We start from the raw sequence: 18,181 nt of genomic DNA, 5'->3' as shown, positions 1-18,181 counted from the left end.
GCAGCCGAGTTCAAAGCAAGTAGCCGTCGGAGAATGCAAGTAAATGTCAGAATGGGAAGACCGTGCGCGTGGTTGGCTTAAGGGTTTACTCGGCGACACTAACGAGAAACGCGTAAAGTTTCTTCGTGGTTATGTCGAACGAGCCAACAGTTTTGAGCCCGCCATGGAAAAGCTGAGCGACGATGAGTTGCGAGGCAAAACTGCGGAATTCAAAAACAAGATCGAAAACGCTTTGAGTTCGGTGCAAAACGTCAAGCTGATCGCTGATGATGTGCCGAAGATGCCCGGTCAGATTCGCACCACTCACGACAAGCAGCTTGGCATTATCCTCGAACAGCTTTTGCCGGAAGCTTTTGCAGTCTGCCGTGAAGCGGGCAAGCGCGTTTTGAGTATGCGCCATTTTGACGTTCAGTTTATGGGTGGAGCCGCGCTTCACTTCAATAAGATTGCCGAAATGAGAACAGGTGAAGGTAAGACTCTCGTCGCTACTTTGCCGGCTTATCTGAATGCTCTGGCTGGACGCGGCGTGCATGTCGTCACAGTCAACGATTACCTGGCTCGGCGTGACGCTGAGTGGATGGGGCAGCTCTATCGCTTCCTCGGGCTGACTACAGGGTTGATCTATTCGCACCAACCTGAGCACGAAAAGTATGACGCTTACCGTGCCGACATCTCCTATGGTACGAACCACGAGTTTGGTTTCGACTACCTGCGCGATAACATGCGCACCTCTCTCGATGAGCTGGTGCAGCGTCCGTACTACTTCTCCATCGTTGACGAAGTCGACAATATTCTTATTGACGAAGCGAGAACGCCTCTGATTATCTCCGGTTTCCCCACTGAGTCGTTCCAGGAAATTTACCTGAAGATGGCTCAGATTGCGCCGATGCTCCATAAGGGGAAAGACAAAGACGACGAAGATTGCGATTATTGGGTTGACGAAAAAGGCAAGAACGTTCTGCTCACCGAGCGCGGTATCATCACCGGCGAGAAGGTGCTCGGCGTTCCCGACTTATTCGACGTTCACTACAATTTCGCGCATCACCTTGTGCAGGCTCTGCGCGCCAAAGAGTTGTACAAGCTCGACACTGACTACGTTATCAAAGAGAACGAAGAAGGTAAGCCTGAAATCACGATCGTTGATGAATTCACTGGTCGTATGATGGTCGGCCGCCGCTGGAGTGATGGACTGCACCAGGCTATCGAAGCGAAAGAGCAGGTGCCGATTCAGGAAGAAACGCTGACTTACGCGTCTATCACATATCAGAACTTGTTCCGTCTGTATCCGAAATTATCTGGTATGACCGGTACCGCCATGACTGAAGCGGCGGAGTTCAGCAAGATCTACAACCTTGACGTTGTCTCTATTCCGACTAACAGAGCCAATGTGCGTATCGATAATCCGGACGTTATCTATAAAACAGAAATGCAGAAATTCATTTCTGTGGCTGAAGAAATCGTTGAGATGCATGAGCTCGGCAGACCGGTTCTGGTTGGTACTACAAGTATCGACAAGTCTGAATTGTTGGACGATTTGCTCGGCAAGCCGCAGGCTATGCAGCAATATCTGGTCAACAAAATGAACAAGGCTGTCAACCTGATCAAGCGCGATAACCTCTCTGGTCCAAGCATCGATGCTTTGAACAAAATCTTCGAACGTCCCGGCATGATCGATCTGGCGAAGCTGGAGCAGACGTGCAAAGAAGTTGAGACTGCTTTCCCGAAAAAGGATGAATTCATTGAACGTTGCTGGTCTGTTTTGAAGACGGCTAAAGTTGTCGCCGCCATTCGAAAAGGTCTTGGTCACAACGTTTTGAACGCCAAGCATCACGAAAAAGAAGCGATGATTGTCGCTCAAGCCGGAAGGAAAGGTGCCATCACTGTTGCTACCAACATGGCAGGTCGCGGTACGGATATTTTGCTCGGCGGTAACGCTGAGTATGTAGCTCGCGAAAAGTTAAAGGCAGAAAATCTCGAGCCTGAGACGCCGGAGTTCGAAGAGAAGCTGAAAGCCCTGACTAAGGAAATCAAAGCTGAACTTGCTCCCGCTCATGACGAAGTACTGGCTCTGGGCGGACTGCACATCATCGGTACTGAACGCCACGAAGCACGACGTATCGACAACCAGCTCAGAGGTCGTGCCGCTCGACAGGGCGACCCGGGTACGACGCGGTTCTTCCTTTCGCTGGAAGATACGTTGATGAGAATTTTCGGCGGTGAAAAGATTTCCAGACTGATGGATTTCATCAAGGCTGATGAAGAAATGCCGATCGAATCCGGCATGGTCTCTAAGTCTATCGAGAACGCGCAGAAGAAAGTAGAAGCGCATCACTTCGATATGAGAAAGCACGTTCTGCAATATGACGATGTTTTGAACACTCAGCGTGAAGTTATTTACCGCGAACGGCGCCGCATTTTGGAGCGTGCCGACCTGAAGCAAAACATGCACGACATGCTGGAAGAGCATCTCGATATCGTCATCCAGGCTTATGTTATTCCCGAGACTCAGCCTGAAACATGGGACGATAATTCCCTCTCGGATATTCTGGCCAAGTTGTCCAGCGACGTTCCTATGCTTGGCGATATCAAGCCTGCGGAACTGGAAGGACTGTCTTACGACGACCTGCGTGAGAAGCTCTGGGAATCCATCAAAATTGCTTATCAGGTTCGAGAAGAGCACATCGGAACCGAAACGATGCGTGAGCTTGAGCGACAGATTTTGCTCAGGACAATCGATGGAAAGTGGATCGACTATCTGCATAACATCGACATTTTGAGAGAAGGTATTCACTTGCGTGGTTACGGTCAGCGTGACCCATTGCAGGAATACAAGCGCGAAGCGTTCGACATGTTTAATCAGCTGCTGCGCAGCATTCAGGAAGAATCGATTCAGTTGCTCTTCCATGCGCAACCGATTTCGCAGCAACCTAATTTCGAAGAGATGTTGCCTGACGAGTTCCTCGCTCATCTCAATTCACAAATTGACGGTATGGAAGCGGCGATCAAGCAGTCTGAGCAATACATGGAAGAGCCGCCGGAGCCGGGTAACGTTCATATAACGCTTTCCGCGCCGATGGTGCCACCGCCAAGACCTGCTGCTGCCGCCGAACCTGCGAAGGAGACTAATGGTGGTACCGCATCTGGTGAATCTGGTGCGGGTGAAGAGATGGGGGCATTGTCGAGCGTCGATGAGACTCTGAAAAATCTCGGTAAAGTCGAAACGGAAAAACCGTCCGAGCAGAAGCCTGTCGGTTAAGCGTGCGCATCCTTTCCTTTGATACCAGCACTAACGAGATTCATCTCTCACTGGTTGAGGATGGTCGCGCCGTGAAAGAAATAGTGGTCGCGGAAGCCGACGCGTTGACCAGGCAAGAAGCCGTGGCCGCGCTGATGCCTTCGGTTGTAGAGCTGATGGGGCAAGCGGGATGGCAAAAACCAGACCTTGATTGCATTGTTGTCGGAGAAGGACCCGGCAGCTTTACCGGCGTTCGAACGGGGATAGTAACTGCCCGCACGATAGCGCAGGGTTTGAACCTGCCCCTCGTTCCCGTGCATCTGCTTGATTGTTATGCCAGCCTCTGCCCGCTTCCGGCTGCTGTGGTGCTGGCTGCAGGCAGAGGTCGCTACTTCGTCGCTGGATACACATCGAAGGATGACCGCGATTGTTTTCAGATGTCGGTCGCCCCGGTCTCGGCTTCGGCTGGAGATCTCGGGGCATTGTTGGCTGAGTCGGCGGTCTGGTATGCCGATGAAAAAGCATTCCTTGAACTTGCCGCAAGCGCCCAGAGCGGCAAGGGAACGCTCAATAGCGCCTTGACTGGCACTCTGGATGGACGGTCGCATCAGTTGCTCGCGCTGCCCATACTTGAAAATATTGCTACTAAACAAGCTCAGATCGCCTGGAATAGGGTATCTTTGAATGATTCTCTAGCGGAAGCGTATCCATATCAAACGGTTACACCGTTATATTTGCGCAATCCTTCCATAACCTTGAAGAAAAACGCGCCTGAAAAACCGCATGGTAATTGAAATTCGTTCACTAAACATAAGCGACCTGGAAGAGGTCATGGACATCGAACCGGTGGCGTTCGGCAGTCATCACTGGTCCTATCAATCTTTTGTGAATGAGCTCAATAATTCCCTGGGACGTTATTTTGCCGCATGTGACAGCAAAACAAATCAGCTGCTCGGTTATTCAGGCTTCTGGCTGGTAAATAACAATGAAGAAGCACACGTGACGACGCTGGCGGTCCACCCCGAGCATCGTCGGCAGCATATAGGTGAGAGACTGCTTATAAACAACATCGTCGAAGCCAGGAAGTGCGGCGCTCGCTGGTTGACGCTGGAAGTGCGCATGTCAAACGAGACCGCGCAAAAGCTTTATTACAAGTATGGCTTCAAAAGTCTTGGAGTGCGCAAGCACTACTATCAGGATAACGATGAAGACGCCCTTGTTCTCTGGACCGAGAATATCGAGTCGCCTGATTTCGTAAAGTTGATGCATGAGCGTGTTGTATATATAAAAGGCAAAGGAACCTTTACTGGTCTTGAAACAGCCGAATCTTTTCCTGAAATCAAATCTAATGGAAAAACTGCCGAGGCTGCTGAATCCAGCCGCAAATCCGCGCAGCAAACGGTTTCTCGCGCAACATTCAACAGTGCCGATGAGTGCTGACTACTTGACCTGAGATCGTTAACAATCCACAATACAGTGTGGTCTCCACAAAGTGGGAGCATCAAAAGGTAACGCGTTAATTGCAATTAGTCGCCACCACGAACAAAGTAACTCGCATCCCTAAGGTCAGAAGAAAGTCACTCGCCGGTCAGGGCGTACTCGTTCTTCTTGGGCTGCAGGTGTTCTTCTTCAGTTCGTTCATCGCTTTCGATTTGCCCACAGCAACCGGTCAGAATTTGACGCGATGGGCTCAGGCTCAGGCAAATGACACGATTAGCGAAATACCCCCAGCGGTGAAGCTAAAAATTGATAAGGTCGTGCCTATTCCGGACATACCAATGCCGACCAAGCCTATTCGCATGAGCGTTTACTCGCCTCAGGCGCCGATTGCCATTTTGCTTGGTTACGCTCTCGGGTGGCCAATCGCCACCATATCAGCCGGCATTTTTATCATCATAGGGCTGGTCGGACCTTACTTCGGCTTGAATCCTTTTGCCTCGGGTGGTGGATTGGATTACTACTCACAGCCCGGCTTCGGTTACTTGCTGGGCATTCTTGCGGCAACATTCGTTGTAGCTAAGATCACCGGAGAAAAACGGACTTCTCTCAGGCAGATTGGTGCCCTTGTTGCCGGTCTCATCACTATTCATGCGATCGGTCTGGGCTATTTGATGAGTTCAGCACTGCTGTTTTCTCTATTGGAAGGGGCTGCCCGCCCTGAATGGCTGCCCTGGGTATTCGAGCAGGCCCGGAATTTGAGCTGGGTTTCTTTGCCGTACGACGCGGTTTTCGCGCTGGCGTTGATTGGTTTGGGCTTTCCAATTCGTTACCTCGTCGAAATGCTGACTGCGCCTGACATTGGTCTGAAAACGCAGAACGATCGAGTGGCGCAACAGCGAATTGAAGAACTGTTGCAGTAGACTATTGTTATGAATAAGAAAACACTTCCCCTTCTGGCTGGTTCAGCCATCTTGACCGGGCTTGGCGTCTACCTCTACGCCAGCAAAGTTGAAGCAAAAAATTTCAAGCTCGAAACTGTTCGAGTCACTACATATGGTGCTGATGAGCCGCCGTCAGGCAACGTTAATGGCAACGGCAATCTTAGCGGCAATGGCAACGGCAATATTGGCGGCAATGGTAACGGACACGGGAAGCACGCTGAGAAAAAGATTTTCCGAATCTTGCATCTTTCAGACACACACTTGAGTGAGCCGGAAGCCGAGAAACTGCGCTTTCTGGAAGAAGTTACAGATGGCGATTTCGATCTGGTCGTTCTCACCGGTGATGTTTTTGAAAACTATACTGGCCTGAAGTACGCGTCTTCTTTGTTGTCGAGGCAGCCCAAGCTTGGTGCGTATGCTGTTCTCGGTAATCACGACTATTACAACTACAGTTTCTTCAATAAGATAGTCGGGCGCATCAACCGGCGCTGGCGTCATCCAATGGAATACCGTGACGTGAAGCCGATGATTAAGGCATTGAGTAACACCGGATGGGACGTCCTTCTCAATGAATCGAGAACGCATGCCGAGGGTGTTCATGTCGTCGGTGTAGATTATCCGGGCATTGAACCTGCCGAACTGACCCGACTGGTTTCAGAGGCGCCGGATGGGCACATGAAATTGGCTCTCTTTCATATGCCTCGCTTCCTGCATACCTTTGTAGATGCAGGCGTTGATATTGCTGTCGGTGGGCATACTCACGGCGGTCAGATTCGTGTTCCTGGCGTCGGTGCGTTGATTACCGATTCTGAGTTGTCTCGTAAGGAAGCCTCCGGGCTTATCTATCGCGGAAAGACGGCGTTCCACATTTCTCGGGGCCTGAGCGCAGACCCTCGATCGAACTTCCGGCTCTTCTGCCCGCCGGCAGCGACGATAATCGAAGTCGTTCACAAACCGTATGCGGTGCATCCAGAGCAAGATCTGGTTTACGCTGGACCTCGTGAAAGCAGTTTCGTTGACTAGTTGGTCTAGTCGTTGCCGCCAGCCTGTTCCAGACCTGGTTGCATTGATCCTGCAAATGGTTGGTCAATGTTACTCCGGCTAGTGACCTGATAATCGCTGGTGTTCGGCTCGTTAAATTTGGCGTCCTTCAAAACTTCGTTGGTTGACTGCTCGTTAGAAGTGACGTCCGCGAAAAGCTCGTTATTCGGCTGTTCGTTGAATTTCACATCCATCAAAAGGTCGCTGGGATTTTGCTCCACGGCCTTAGCAATCGACATCAACGTCGTGAATTCGATATCGTTCAACATCGACCATTCGAGTTGCTTGATTAAGTCGATAGAGGTGGCACTTCTGATGGCTACGTCTTCAAGGCTTAAACCTAGCTTTATGCGTCGGTCTCGGATTCTTTCTCCGAGGGTTTTCATGATTGTACGTGTATCCAAGATTTCGTCCAGTTTGCGTTGCAAAGTACACTACATATATACTTCCGCCAAGCTGAACATTATGTGAACACCGTACGGATGAGTCGGAGCCGGGTCGGGCTCTTGCCAACATCGATAAGGGCAAAGAATCTCTTGTTAACCGCTGAAAGGCAAATGTGATTGGATCTGTCGGTAGACTGAAGCGATAGAATTTTTTTCCAATTTGACGGGAAAAACTTGTGCGCCGTCTCGAATCACACCAGATGCAGTGCCATCTTTGATGGTGCCGTGGAAATGGACGGCGCGATATTCCTGCCCTTGATCGACCCATCGTTGCGGCAGTTCGAATGTCAGATCGATCTGCGTATCTGGCTCCAGTTTGGGCGTAGTCATCTCCAGTAGTGCCCCTGACCCGTAGGACAGTTCGCCTTTGATGTTGGCAGCACGCCTTACCAGTGACATACGCACAATGCCCAGTCTGGCGTCATTCGCCGAATATTCGCCCGTTACGTCGCTGAGCATCCAGCTCAGACCCCACCAGCTCATGCAAATTACAAACAGCACGAGACCCATGTTGAGCAGCAGCATCTGCATGCGTTCGCTTGATTGCACGGAGCGTGATGAATTAGCGGAGGATGATCTCAGTGGTCGATTCATGATGTTTACGGTATCAAATCTGGTGTGCAGCGGTAGAGATACCTGATCGTGGCGGCATCATTGGTTGAAATGGCGCCTTTTCCATAGTACACGCTCATCAGATCGCTTGGATAAGGACTATGCCCCTCGATGCCCAGCGCGTGACCGAATTCATGCGCTGCCGAGGCTTTCATCTTGACGAAGGGCATGGTCACACCGTTGCCTTCCGTAGTCCGCAGGAGTGTCACTACTGGTTTAAATTGAGCTTGTTTGCCTGACATGATTGCTTTGTATGGAAAGCTTCGCTTTGCCGTGTAACCGCGAATGTCGTTTTGGAAGAGACCGAGCCCTAATTTATTGACGAAATGATTGGTCCAGAACACATGGATATCGGCTTCAGACGGGTCGTCAACGATTTGAAATTTGATGCCGTCCCGCTCGAATGCTTTCCATGAATTTATGCCTTGAACTGCGGCCTGAAAGTGGTCGGGAACGTAACCCTGGGCGACTTGCAGGGACTGAAACTGTTGTGGATTCGAAATTACATCGGCGACCAGATCGGGCCAGCGATCTCGACCATCGACATTGGTCATTGGTGCGCCCAGCTGAGGATCAATGATGCTGTCCAGGGTCAAGCCTGGCGCTATGTAGACTTTGATCGGCATTTGATCGGAAATCCAGCGGATAGTGCCGTAATTGCTTCGAAATTCTGGATAAACAACACCACCTCCGGGGCGCGCAGCCGGGCGGGCCTGAGTTCGGTAGCCCTGGCTCGGACTGCAGAAGAGGGCTGTCACTGTTGTGATAGCCAGACCAACAGAAACAATTTGAGCTGCCCTGGAGGCTCTTCCAGCCATGCTCTGCTGCTTGTTTTGTTGTCCGTCACGGTCGAATTGGTTTTGCCCGTCTGGCTTTTGAGGTTTCGCTTGAAACATGAATCGTCCGTTGAAAAGGCGTCGTTAAAATGGCATCCGTTGAAAAGCTGTCTGTGGAGAGGTAGCTGCTGCCCGCTTCCCTGATAATACCCTTATTTACCCTGCTATATTGAGATCAGCCGGGGGCGTACGATGGCCGATATCAATAAAGTTGTACCAGACAATGCGCCAGGAAACTTTTTTGTCGATTCGACCTGCATTAATTGCGACACGTGCAGGCAGTTGGCTCCGGGCTCCTTCGCCGACCAGGGCGAACATTCCTATGTCTTTCAACAGCCTGTCGATTCATCCGATGTGAGAGCTGCCACGCGTGCTCTGCTTTGCTGCCCCACCGGGTCGATCGGAACTTTGGCAAACAACGAAGCCAAAGCTGTGATGGCGGACTTGCCGCTGCTGATCGAAGAGGATGTCTATTATTGCGGGTTCAATTCTCCCAAGTCCTATGGGGGCAACAGCTTCTTTCTGAAGCATCCTGATGGGAATTGGCTGATAGATTCGCCTAAATATTTGCCCCATCTGGTCAAGCAATTTCAGCAATTAGGCGGAATCAAATATCTCTTTCTCACGCATCAAGATGACGTTGCCGAGGCATCTCGCTATGCCACTGAATTTGGTGCGGAACGCATTATTCATCGCAGCGAAATTTCGGCGCAGCCCGCTGCAGAGACTGTCATAGACGGTACTGCTGCAATTGAATTCGCACCGGAATTCACAATTATTCCGGTGCCGGGGCATACCCGAGGTCACATGGTGCTTCTCTATAAATCAAAATTCCTGTTTACTGGTGATCATCTCGCTTACGACGCTGTAAGCTCACAACTCGTCGCATTTAGAAGGCATTGCTGGTATTCGTGGGATGAGCAAATAATTTCAATGACGAGACTGGCTCAGTACCGGTTTGAATGGGTTCTGGCTGGTCACGGCAATCGAGGCAGACTTCCCCCAGAACAGATGCACGAGCAATTGCAGAGTCTGATCGAACTAATGAAACTGCCGGCGAATCAGTGGTACGCCCATTTCGGCAATGAATAGCTGCATGGAGTGCGGCGGTCCCGACGACATGGAGCGCAGCCGTCCCGGCAACATGGAGCGCAGCCGTCCCGGCTGCATGGAGCGCAGCCGTCGCGGCTGCACCTTCCTTCGTCCTCAAGTGGATCGTTTTAGCAAATCAATGTTGCAATCAACCCAATATGATATTAAATAGTCTCAAACAAATTGGCTCCGTGAGTAATTCATTCCGTCTGTCGTAACCGAAGCTCCCTGACCGTGTGAGAGTGTCCATTTGGCTAAAATACTCATAGTTGAAGACGACCGAGATTTGGCGCAGGTTTTGAGTGTCACTCTTTCCAGCAAGGGGCACTCAGTGCAGATTGCGGACGGTGGTGCCGTAGCCATCGATTACTTGCGTTCTTTCAAATATGACCTGGTTATTCTTGACTGGATGATGCCTGAAGTGACAGGCATCGACGTGCTCAAAGCCTATCGAGAGAAGGACGGCAAGGCGCCTATTTTGATGCTCACGGCTAAAGCCGAAGTCGCTGACAAAGCGCTCGGATTGGATATGGGCGCCGATGATTACTTGACCAAGCCGTTTCACCCCCAGGAGTTGCTGGCGCGAGTTCGCGCGTTGCTGCGAAGACCGCATTCGCTCGCGGCTTTGTTGCTGACGGCGGGCGATATTACTCTGGACCCCGCTACCTGTCAGGTGACACGCAAGGGTGAAGAAATACATTTGAGACCGAAAGTTTTTAGCTTACTTGAATTTTTCATGCGTCATCCAGATCAAGTATTCAGTTCGGAAGCGATACTCGAGAGAGTTTGGATGGACGACTCTCTTGCCTCACCAGATACGGTGCGCACGCACATCAAACTGCTGCGAAAATCAATCGGGCAAACCGGAGAGAGCGGTCTTATCAAAAATATCCGCAATCGAGGCTACATGCTGAGTAGTTCTTCGAAGTAGCAGAATAGCCCTAATTGAATATTTCAAACCAGAATGTGCTGCCTTTGCCCGGTGCACTTTCTACTCCGATATGTCCGCCGTGTAACTCGACCAGTGATTTGCTGATGAATAGGCCCAGACCCGTGCCGCCTTTGGGGCGCTTGTCGGAGGAGTCTAATTGTTGAAAACGTCCGAACAGTTTACTCATTTCATCTGGTGGAATTCCCGGTCCGTGGTCAATCACGGAGAATCGAGTGCTGTCTGATGAAGGTTTTTCTACCCTCAAAATCACGTTGGCACCCGCAGGCGAATATTTGATCGCGTTGGTGGTGAGGTTGTTGAGAATTTGCACGACTCTGTCCGGATCGAAAAGCAGCGATTGGCTCGTGTGAATTTCCTTGACGAGGGAAATGCGCTGCTCGGCGGCAAGCGGTTTCAGCGTTTCGATGACTGTATCTATTACAGTCACCGGTGGCAATTTCTGCAAACTGAGTTTGAATTTGCCTGCTTCGATTTTCTTGAGGTCCAGAATATCGCTTATCAGTCGCATCAGCCGGTCTGAATTGCCGAGGGCGATTTTGACCATTTTCATGACACTGGCGTTGACCCTGCCTGCAGAGCCGTCTTCGATGACTCGCAAAGCACCGTTGATTGAAGTCAGGGGCGTGCGCAATTCGTGAGAAATTACTGAATAGAATTCAGAAACCCTTCTCTCTGCTTCCTTTCTTGCGCTCACATCATTCTGAATACCGACGAAATTGATTAGTTTGCCCGTGGAGTCAAAAACCGGAGAAACCGTCAATTCGTTCCAGAAGACCTGACCGTTTTTTCGGTAGTTTCGTAGCGTAGTCGTGATTGGCTTGGCTGCATCAATCGCTTTGCGAATTTCAGCGATCTCGGGCTGGTCGCGATCGTCGCGTTGCAGAAAGCGACAGTTGCGACCGATGATCTGGTCGATGCGGAAGCCGGACAATTCAGCAAAGGCTGGATTGCAATAGATGATTGGATTGTCCGGTCTGTTCGGATCTGTAATGACAATGCCGTTGCGGGTCGACTCCACTGCCTGGTAAAGCAGCATCAGTTGGTCAGGCAACTCCTTGACGTTGTCCTGAATTTGGCTCAGCCCGACGACTGGCTGCAATGGAGTCTCTTGCTCTTCTTCTTTTTCGCTGGTTTCATTATCGACGGAGGTCACAAAATTACCTTTTAGAATGGTGGAATTTGCGACCCGGTCGCAGTGTCCATGCTGTCTCTTTGCCGGGTTTCGCCCCTGACGCTACGCAGACTTTCCTAACGTATGCAGGAGTGCTCCCTGCAGATTCGGATATTCGAAGCCGAATTTATTGCCTTCCAAAGCCAGCGGTTCCACTCGCGCACTCGATAAAAGCAGCTCGTCGGCCATTTCGCCCATTATCATCTTGGCAGCGAACGCCGGTAATGGCAACACCGCCGGTCGGTGAAGCGCGTGTCCGAGCGCGTCGGTAAACTCGGAGTTGCGCACCGAGTTCGGTGCAACGAGATTAACAGCTCCTGAGACTGTCTTTGTTTTGATGGCGAATATAAGAGCGTTGACGACGTCGTCGAGCGTGATCCAGCTCATATACTGTTTACCGGATCCGATGATTCCGCCGCCACCGAGTTGAAAGATTGGCAGCATCTTGTGCAGCGCGCCGCCCTCTTTGCTGAGCACAACGCCCAGCCGTGCGTGTACGACACGCACTCCTGCTTCTTTAGCAGCTCTGGTCGACTGCTCCCACTCGCGGCATACATCTGCCAGGAATCCACTGCCCGGTGCACTGTTCTCGGTAAGTGTCTCATCGCCTCGATCACCATAGAAGCCGATTGCTGATGCGCTGACCAGTACTTCTGGTTTATCGGTCATTTTGGCAATCGTGTTGGCCAGCAAGGTTGTGCCTTTGACACGACTGTTGCGAATTCGTTCTTTCTGTTCGGCGCTCCATCTTTTTGCTGCGATATTCTCGCCTGCTAGATTGACAACTGCGTTGCATCCGACCAGCCCGGCTGCATCGATCGTGCCGTTGTCTGGATTCCATAGATATGTGTTGGTGCCATTTGCAGACCCGTGTCGTACATAGATCACGACTTCGTGACCTTCAGACTTCAGCTTCTTGATGAGAGCTGAACCAACCATGCCTGAGGCTCCGGTGACAGCGACTTTCATGATGTGCCCTCCACGCGTGAGATGCTCTACGTTCCTGACTACCGTCATACATGCTAAAACCGCTGTGTGAACGGAACGTGAACGATTATTACAACGGTGCTCCACATCTGGTGCGACGTGGAAGTGCATCTGCTGACTTCTTCAGCCTGTCACGCCGGGGTTTCCATTGCAGAGATGTTGAACGAATTGTTAAAGGGTGGACTTATCAGGAATTTTTCGGGTACAAAATAAGTGTCGAAGTCAGATGTGACTCGGCGACATCGCAGTTACTCCAGTATTGAGGGAATCTAGGGATAGAATCTGTTGGGGCGGCACCAACACTGCGGACAATTATAAGACCCGGCTCACATGAGCCGGGTTTTTCTTTTCATGCATTTTGTGTCTTGCGATTTCTGCGATTCATTTCTGCACCTCCATTTCGAGCTTCAAATACATTCTTCAACTCGTTCATCGATTCCTTATCATCGATTTCGTTATTCAAATCCGAGCTTCTATTTGGTTCGCATGAAATTTTTCAATCTTCTCACTCGAATTTCCCGCGCCACTAAATCTGGTGCGACGAATTGTTGTTTAAGTGCGACATGCTATTCCTATATGTGCTAGGTCTAATGCGCATTCTGTAGCTCATTACAATTCTGTCTGTTGACACGAAAAATGCAGAACAGTGATGTAAACTTACTGTCGATCTGGTTAAGTCAGTATTCGTTAGGTAACCAGGTATCAGGAAACCCCGAATCAATGCGCGCTTTACCACAAACCGAACGGTTGAGTTTGTTTTTCAGTAAAAGAGAAAGATCCAACGGATCGATGCAGGATGGATGTCAACTGCTTGCGCTCGCATTGAGTTTCGGATTGTTTTTCGAACTGGGCTTCGGACTGTCACTGCCTGCAAGTGCACAACCGCAGCCTGGAGGCGCAGGCACAGTCGGTACGAACGCATCCTCACCTGTCGGTCAGAGCGGCGTCAGCCAGAGCAGTTCTGCCACCACTTCGCCTAACGGCACATTGCAAGGTGCGCCTGCGAGTGCACCGAACACCTCAGGTGTTGCGACTCCAGCACTGACTCCTCAGACTGCCTCTCCAAGTCAACGCGCAGCCATCGCCGCTCCTCAGAACGGCGTCGCAGCGCCAGCAATGATTCCAGGCACTGGGGAAGCTGCTCGTCCGTCAGGACTCTCAGATAAAGAACGGCAGGTCGACAAAGATTTCGATGACCAAGAGCAAAAGCAGTTTGGTGAACAATTCCTGCTTGGTGAATCGATCGAGTTGAAATTGCCTAAAGCCAAGGAGTTGATGCCTCTTGGAAATAAACTTCCGCCGATTCGACTGGAAGCGAACTACACAGAACCGATTTCGTTAAAAGATGCCGTCAACTATGCAGTCTCCAACAATCTTGCGATTCGAATTTCATACGCAAATAAAGAGCAGCAAAAGTGGAACTTGATGGGGACGTTGGCGGGATTTCTGCCCAATATTATTCTCAATGGTCAAGATCAGTATTTACAAGGGTCAACGTTGATCGGCGGTGTTGTGCCCGCCACATTTCAAACTCCGAACGTATCTGCCCAGGCTGGTTTCCAGTACTTCGGCTTCCAGGGCGGTTCGGTGCTGTTTGGTTCATTGGCTTCCCTGCACAACTATCGGGCTGCTAAGGCTCAGGTCACCGGGACGATTAACGACACGTTGCTGGCAGTGGCTCGCGGCTATTACAACCTTGTCAACAACCAGGCGTTGCTGCAGATTCAAACTAAAGCGGTGGACGTTTCGAAAGCCCAAGTCGTTCTCAACCAGCAGCTGGAAAGCGCCGGTACCGGCACCAAATTTCAGGTTTTGCAATCAGAAACTCAGCTTGCTCGTGACGAGCAGAACTTGTTGATTCAAGAAGTGGCATTGCGAAACTCTTCAATTGACCTGGCTACAGTTCTCAATCTCAATGCTGCCGTCAATTTCTTGTCAGTGGAATCGACGGTGAAAAAGGTGCGTCTGATCGATCCGAGTGTCGACGTGAACAGACTGATAGCACTGGCTATTCTGAATCGTCCTGAATTGAAACAGTACGAACAACTGCGAATTGCTGCTCGCCGCCAGATTCAGATTGCCGCTGCGCCGCTGTATCCGCAGCTTCAGTTTTACGGAAACATTCTCGGCAATGGTGCCACTTTTTCTAAGAGTTATAACTTCGTGCCTGGCAGTTTCAATTCCGTGCCGCTGGCTGCTCCTGCTGAAGGACCTGTTTTGAATACACAACAGTTCGCAGCGACCGGTTCTACAGCTGCGATAGCCAAGAACGGTCCGGTCGTAGCCGCCGGCGAGCAGTACACTCCAGCTCAGTATTCAAGTCGGCAGATGCGCAAGAGTTATAGCATTGGTTACAGACTCGACTGGAACTTCCCTCAGATGGGAATGGGCTCGGTGGCTGCGATCCAGGCTGCTCGTGCCAACGCACGCATCGCTTTACTCAACTCGAATCAGTCTTTGATCAATATTCTTCAACAGGTCAGGGAATCGTATTTGAACAGTCAGACGGCAGAGCGTCAGATCGAAGTCGCGGATAAAGCTGTGATTTCTTCTACAGAAGAGTTGCGATTGGCTCGCGTTCGACTTGCTAACGGAGTGGGAACGAATATCGACGTGATCAACGCTCAGAGAGACTTCATAACTGCTCTCGTCAACAAAGCCAATGCCATCATCACCTTCAATTTGGCTCAGGTGCAATTGCTGCATGATACCGGGCTAATCTCTGTTGAGACACTTACGTCGGGTCGTCTGGTTCGCCAGTAAAGTTCGTCGCAATTTCGCCGTTGCTTAGTTTCTTGTAATTAACTCGATTGCCGCGATATTTTGCCGGTGGCGATTTCTTCGCGTCTTTTTCCGCAGCCACTTAATTAACTTGCAGCTCTATTTGTCAGTCTGCATTGGAGCCTGCAGCGCAGTTACTGTAAGCTTGGTGGAATAGCCGCGCTTATACATGCAAGCATGAAACATTCACTTGTCATTCCTGTCTACAAAAATCAAGATTCAATCGAGCCTTTGCTCACAGTTTTGAGTCAGCTCAGTAAAGAGCTTGATAATGATCTGGAAGTCGTATTTGTCGTTGATGGTAGCCCTGATAAATCGCAAGCGCGTTTAGAAGAACTGCTGCCGTCCACGAATATACATGCGCAATTACTCAGTTCGTCAAGAAATTTTGGAGCCTTTTCAGCTATTCGTCTTGGGCTGGAAACCGCGACCGGAAGCAGCATCGCTGTCATGTCCGCCGACTTGCAGGAGCCTCCCGAGCTAGCAAAAGATTTTTTTCAAGTCCTCGATGCAAATGAGGCCGATATTGTTTTCGGTGTGCGCGAGTCGCGAGACGATCCATGGTCATCGGCGATTGCGTCGCAGATTTTCTGGTCGTTTTATCGTAAATATGTAGAGCCCGCTTGCCCGGTTGGTGGCGTTGATATGTTCGCTATGACGGCTGCGTTTCGCGATCACATTATCAATATGCGCGAGGCCAACAGCAGTCTTCTCGGGTTGCTCTTCTGGGTTGGCGGCAGAAGAAAGTTTGTGCCATATCATCGTAAAGCCAGAGAACACGGTAAGAGCGCGTGGACCTTTCAGAAGAAAGTGACCTATTTGCTCGATAGCATTTTCGCTTTTACCGATCTGCCTGTTCGACTTATGATCGTGGCTGGGGCGCTGGGTATCGCATTGGCGCTGCTTCTAGGCGTTGTTATCGTCACGTGGCGACTGAGCGGCATCGGGGTGGTGCCGGGCTACGCGGGCACCATGCTGACGATTCTGTTCTTTGGTGCGCTGAATCTTTTCGGGCTGGGTGTGGTTGGAAATTACGCCTGGCGCGGATATGAGAATACAAAGCTTCGCCCTTTGAATATTGTCTCTGAAAAGAAAAAGTTCAATTACGATTGAGGTGCGAATCCATTGTGCCGTACCTCACGCCTTCATTCACTGGAACCATATTCGATACTATGAGGAGCAAAGGGAAATCATGACCAAACGTAGCAACACTCAAGCTGTTCTTCTTGCTGCCGGACAGGGAAAACGCATGAAGTCGTCAAAGCCTAAAGTGCTGCATGATGTGTTGGGAAAGACGGTTCTTGGTCGCGTTCTAGATGCGGTGGACGAGTTGAACATCGATCACGTTCACGTTGTAGTCGGCCATGAGGCTGAGCAAGTCAGGGCTTTCTTGCAGGCGAATCCGCCGAAAACTCCCTTATCAGTGCATCTTCAAGAGCCGCAGCATGGTACGGGACATGCGCTGCAGCAAGTGGTGCCGTCTCTGGAAAATTTCAAAGGTACCTTACTTGTTTCGGTGGCTGACACGCCATTGCTTCAAGGCCGCACACTTGCCGCTCTGGTGGATGGGCATGTCGAGCAGAAAGCTGTTGTCACTCTTTTGACGACTGAAGTCGAAGATGCGAAAAGTTATGGTCGCATTTTGCGGGACAAGAATGGATCTGTTATCGCAATTATCGAAGATAAAGATGCGTCTGAAGAGCAGAAGAAGATTCGCGAAATCAACCCTGCCATTTACTGTTTTGAATGGCCGATTTGCAAAAGCGGACTGTTTACTTTGAAAAATGATAACCGTCAGAAAGAGTATTATTTAACCGACATGGTGGCATGGGCCCACAAAGAGAATCACAAAACTGCCGGCATCAAATCAACCGATTGGCGGGAAGTGGCAGGCATAAATTCTCGGTTGGAGCTGGCTGAAGCGACAAGATTGCTGCGTGATATGTGCATTCACGAGCTTGCACTGGACAGTGGTGTCACGATAGTCGATCCCCTGACGACATGGGTTGCACCGGAAGTTTCTATCGGGCAGGATTCCATGGTTCTGCCAGGTTGCCACTTAACAGGAAAAATTGAAATCGGTTCAAATTGCGTGATCGGGCCGAATACCGTGATCAAAGGTCCTGTAGTTATCGGCGCGAATTCTAGCGTGGTGCAATCAAATGTAAGCAATTCAGTCATCGGCAGCGATTGCAAAGTTGGTCCGTTCTCTCATCTGCGCGACGGTAACGAGATTGCTGATCAAGTCCGGATTGGAAATTTTGTCGAGATCAAAAAATCATCCATCGGCAAGAAGACGAATGTCTCGCATCTTTCTTACGTTGGCGATGCGTCGGTTGGCAGTAATGCGAACCTGGGTGCAGGAACGATTACAGCTAACTATAATCATGCCACCAAGCAGAAAAACCGCACCACCATAGGTGATGGCGCGTCGACAGGCAGCAACTCAGTTCTGGTGGCACCGATCACGCTCGGTGACAAAGCGACGGTAGCAGCGGGAACTGTGGCTACGCGAGATGTTCCGGCTGGTGCTCTGGCTGTAGGCAGAGCTCGTCAGGAAAACAAAGAAGGTTGGTCTGACCGGAAGAAATAACTTGTCCGTGCGAAAACCCTGGTGTTGCTTGGCAACCGGTGTGCGCACTTCGAG

15 protein-coding genes are annotated in these 18,181 nt (G+C 50.6%); 10 read left to right on the top strand and 5 right to left on the bottom strand.

Annotated elements, in window-relative coordinates; translation table 11 throughout:
- Positions 1-43 precede the first annotated feature (43 nt).
- The 5 genes from EKK48_00595 to EKK48_00575 all read left to right on the top strand — a co-directional run bounded on the left by EKK48_00595 (position 44) and on the right by EKK48_00575 (position 6,639).
- On the top strand, positions 44-3,256 hold the full coding sequence (locus tag EKK48_00595) for a preprotein translocase subunit SecA (protein RTL45875.1): 3,213 nt from the start codon (positions 44-46) through the stop codon (positions 3,254-3,256).
- 2 nt (positions 3,257-3,258) lie between these two features.
- Positions 3,259-4,029: a tRNA (adenosine(37)-N6)-threonylcarbamoyltransferase complex dimerization subunit type 1 TsaB gene (tsaB, locus tag EKK48_00590; GenBank protein RTL45874.1), complete on the top strand. Its 771-nt coding sequence runs from the start codon at positions 3,259-3,261 to the stop codon at positions 4,027-4,029.
- Complete coding sequence (rimI, locus tag EKK48_00585) at positions 4,019-4,675, top strand: ribosomal-protein-alanine N-acetyltransferase (protein ID RTL45873.1); 657 nt, start codon at positions 4,019-4,021, stop codon at positions 4,673-4,675. Before tsaB ends, rimI begins: the two co-directional genes overlap by 11 nt.
- A gap of 80 nt (positions 4,676-4,755) precedes the next feature.
- Positions 4,756-5,595 carry a biotin transporter BioY gene (locus EKK48_00580; GenBank protein RTL45872.1) on the top strand — a complete coding sequence of 280 codons (840 nt, stop codon included), beginning with the start codon at positions 4,756-4,758 and terminating at the stop codon, positions 5,593-5,595.
- Between the two features lie 9 nt (positions 5,596-5,604).
- Positions 5,605-6,639, top strand: a complete 1,035-nt coding sequence (locus tag EKK48_00575; protein RTL45871.1) for a hypothetical protein — start codon at positions 5,605-5,607, stop codon at positions 6,637-6,639.
- 5 nt (positions 6,640-6,644) lie between these two features.
- Here EKK48_00575 and EKK48_00570 read toward each other — a convergent pair whose 3' ends face one another.
- The 3 genes from EKK48_00570 to EKK48_00560 form a co-directional block, all read right to left on the bottom strand.
- A complete protein-coding gene (locus EKK48_00570; GenBank protein RTL45870.1) occupies positions 6,645-7,061 on the bottom strand; it encodes a hypothetical protein in 417 nt (138 codons plus the stop codon).
- Between the two features lie 135 nt (positions 7,062-7,196).
- The gene (locus EKK48_00565) at positions 7,197-7,697 is read right to left on the bottom strand and encodes a hypothetical protein (protein ID RTL45869.1); all 501 of its coding nucleotides are present in this window, start codon (positions 7,695-7,697) and stop codon (positions 7,197-7,199) included.
- Between the two features lie 5 nt (positions 7,698-7,702).
- Complete coding sequence (locus EKK48_00560) at positions 7,703-8,611, bottom strand: matrixin family metalloprotease (GenBank protein RTL45868.1); 909 nt, start codon at positions 8,609-8,611, stop codon at positions 7,703-7,705.
- Positions 8,612-8,743: 132 nt separating this feature from the next.
- Between EKK48_00560 and EKK48_00555 the strand changes: the two genes are divergently transcribed.
- Positions 8,744-9,643, top strand: coding sequence for an MBL fold metallo-hydrolase (locus EKK48_00555; GenBank protein RTL45867.1), 900 nt, complete (start codon positions 8,744-8,746; stop codon positions 9,641-9,643).
- A 250-nt stretch (positions 9,644-9,893) separates the two neighbouring features.
- Positions 9,894-10,574: a response regulator transcription factor gene (locus EKK48_00550; protein ID RTL45866.1), complete on the top strand. Its 681-nt coding sequence runs from the start codon at positions 9,894-9,896 to the stop codon at positions 10,572-10,574.
- Positions 10,575-10,584: 10 nt separating this feature from the next.
- Here the strand turns inward: EKK48_00550 and EKK48_00545 are convergent, their stop codons facing one another.
- Both EKK48_00545 and EKK48_00540 read right to left on the bottom strand, forming a co-directional pair.
- On the bottom strand, positions 10,585-11,748 hold the full coding sequence (locus EKK48_00545; protein ID RTL45865.1) for a PAS domain-containing protein: 1,164 nt from the start codon (positions 11,746-11,748) through the stop codon (positions 10,585-10,587).
- Positions 11,749-11,829: 81 nt separating this feature from the next.
- Positions 11,830-12,735, bottom strand: coding sequence for a TIGR01777 family protein (locus EKK48_00540; GenBank protein ID RTL45864.1), 906 nt, complete (start codon positions 12,733-12,735; stop codon positions 11,830-11,832).
- Between the two features lie 654 nt (positions 12,736-13,389).
- On the opposite strand from EKK48_00540, the gene EKK48_00535 reads away from it, so the two are divergent.
- From EKK48_00535 to glmU, 3 genes are all read left to right on the top strand, one after another.
- Positions 13,390-15,516 carry a hypothetical protein gene (locus tag EKK48_00535; protein RTL45863.1) on the top strand — a complete coding sequence of 709 codons (2,127 nt, stop codon included), beginning with the start codon at positions 13,390-13,392 and terminating at the stop codon, positions 15,514-15,516.
- A 195-nt stretch (positions 15,517-15,711) separates the two neighbouring features.
- Positions 15,712-16,647 carry a glycosyltransferase gene (locus tag EKK48_00530; GenBank protein ID RTL45862.1) on the top strand — a complete coding sequence of 312 codons (936 nt, stop codon included), beginning with the start codon at positions 15,712-15,714 and terminating at the stop codon, positions 16,645-16,647.
- A gap of 79 nt (positions 16,648-16,726) precedes the next feature.
- Positions 16,727-18,127 (top strand): UDP-N-acetylglucosamine diphosphorylase/glucosamine-1-phosphate N-acetyltransferase, encoded by a 1,401-nt coding sequence (gene glmU, locus EKK48_00525; protein ID RTL45861.1) that lies wholly within the window; start codon positions 16,727-16,729, stop codon positions 18,125-18,127.
- Positions 18,128-18,181: the final 54 nt, after the last annotated feature.

The sequence above is a fragment of the Candidatus Melainabacteria bacterium genome (genome assembly GCA_003963305.1).
GTDB lineage: Bacteria > Cyanobacteriota > Vampirovibrionia > Obscuribacterales > Obscuribacteraceae > PALSA-1081.
This window is presented reverse-complemented; position numbering and strand designations above follow the sequence as displayed.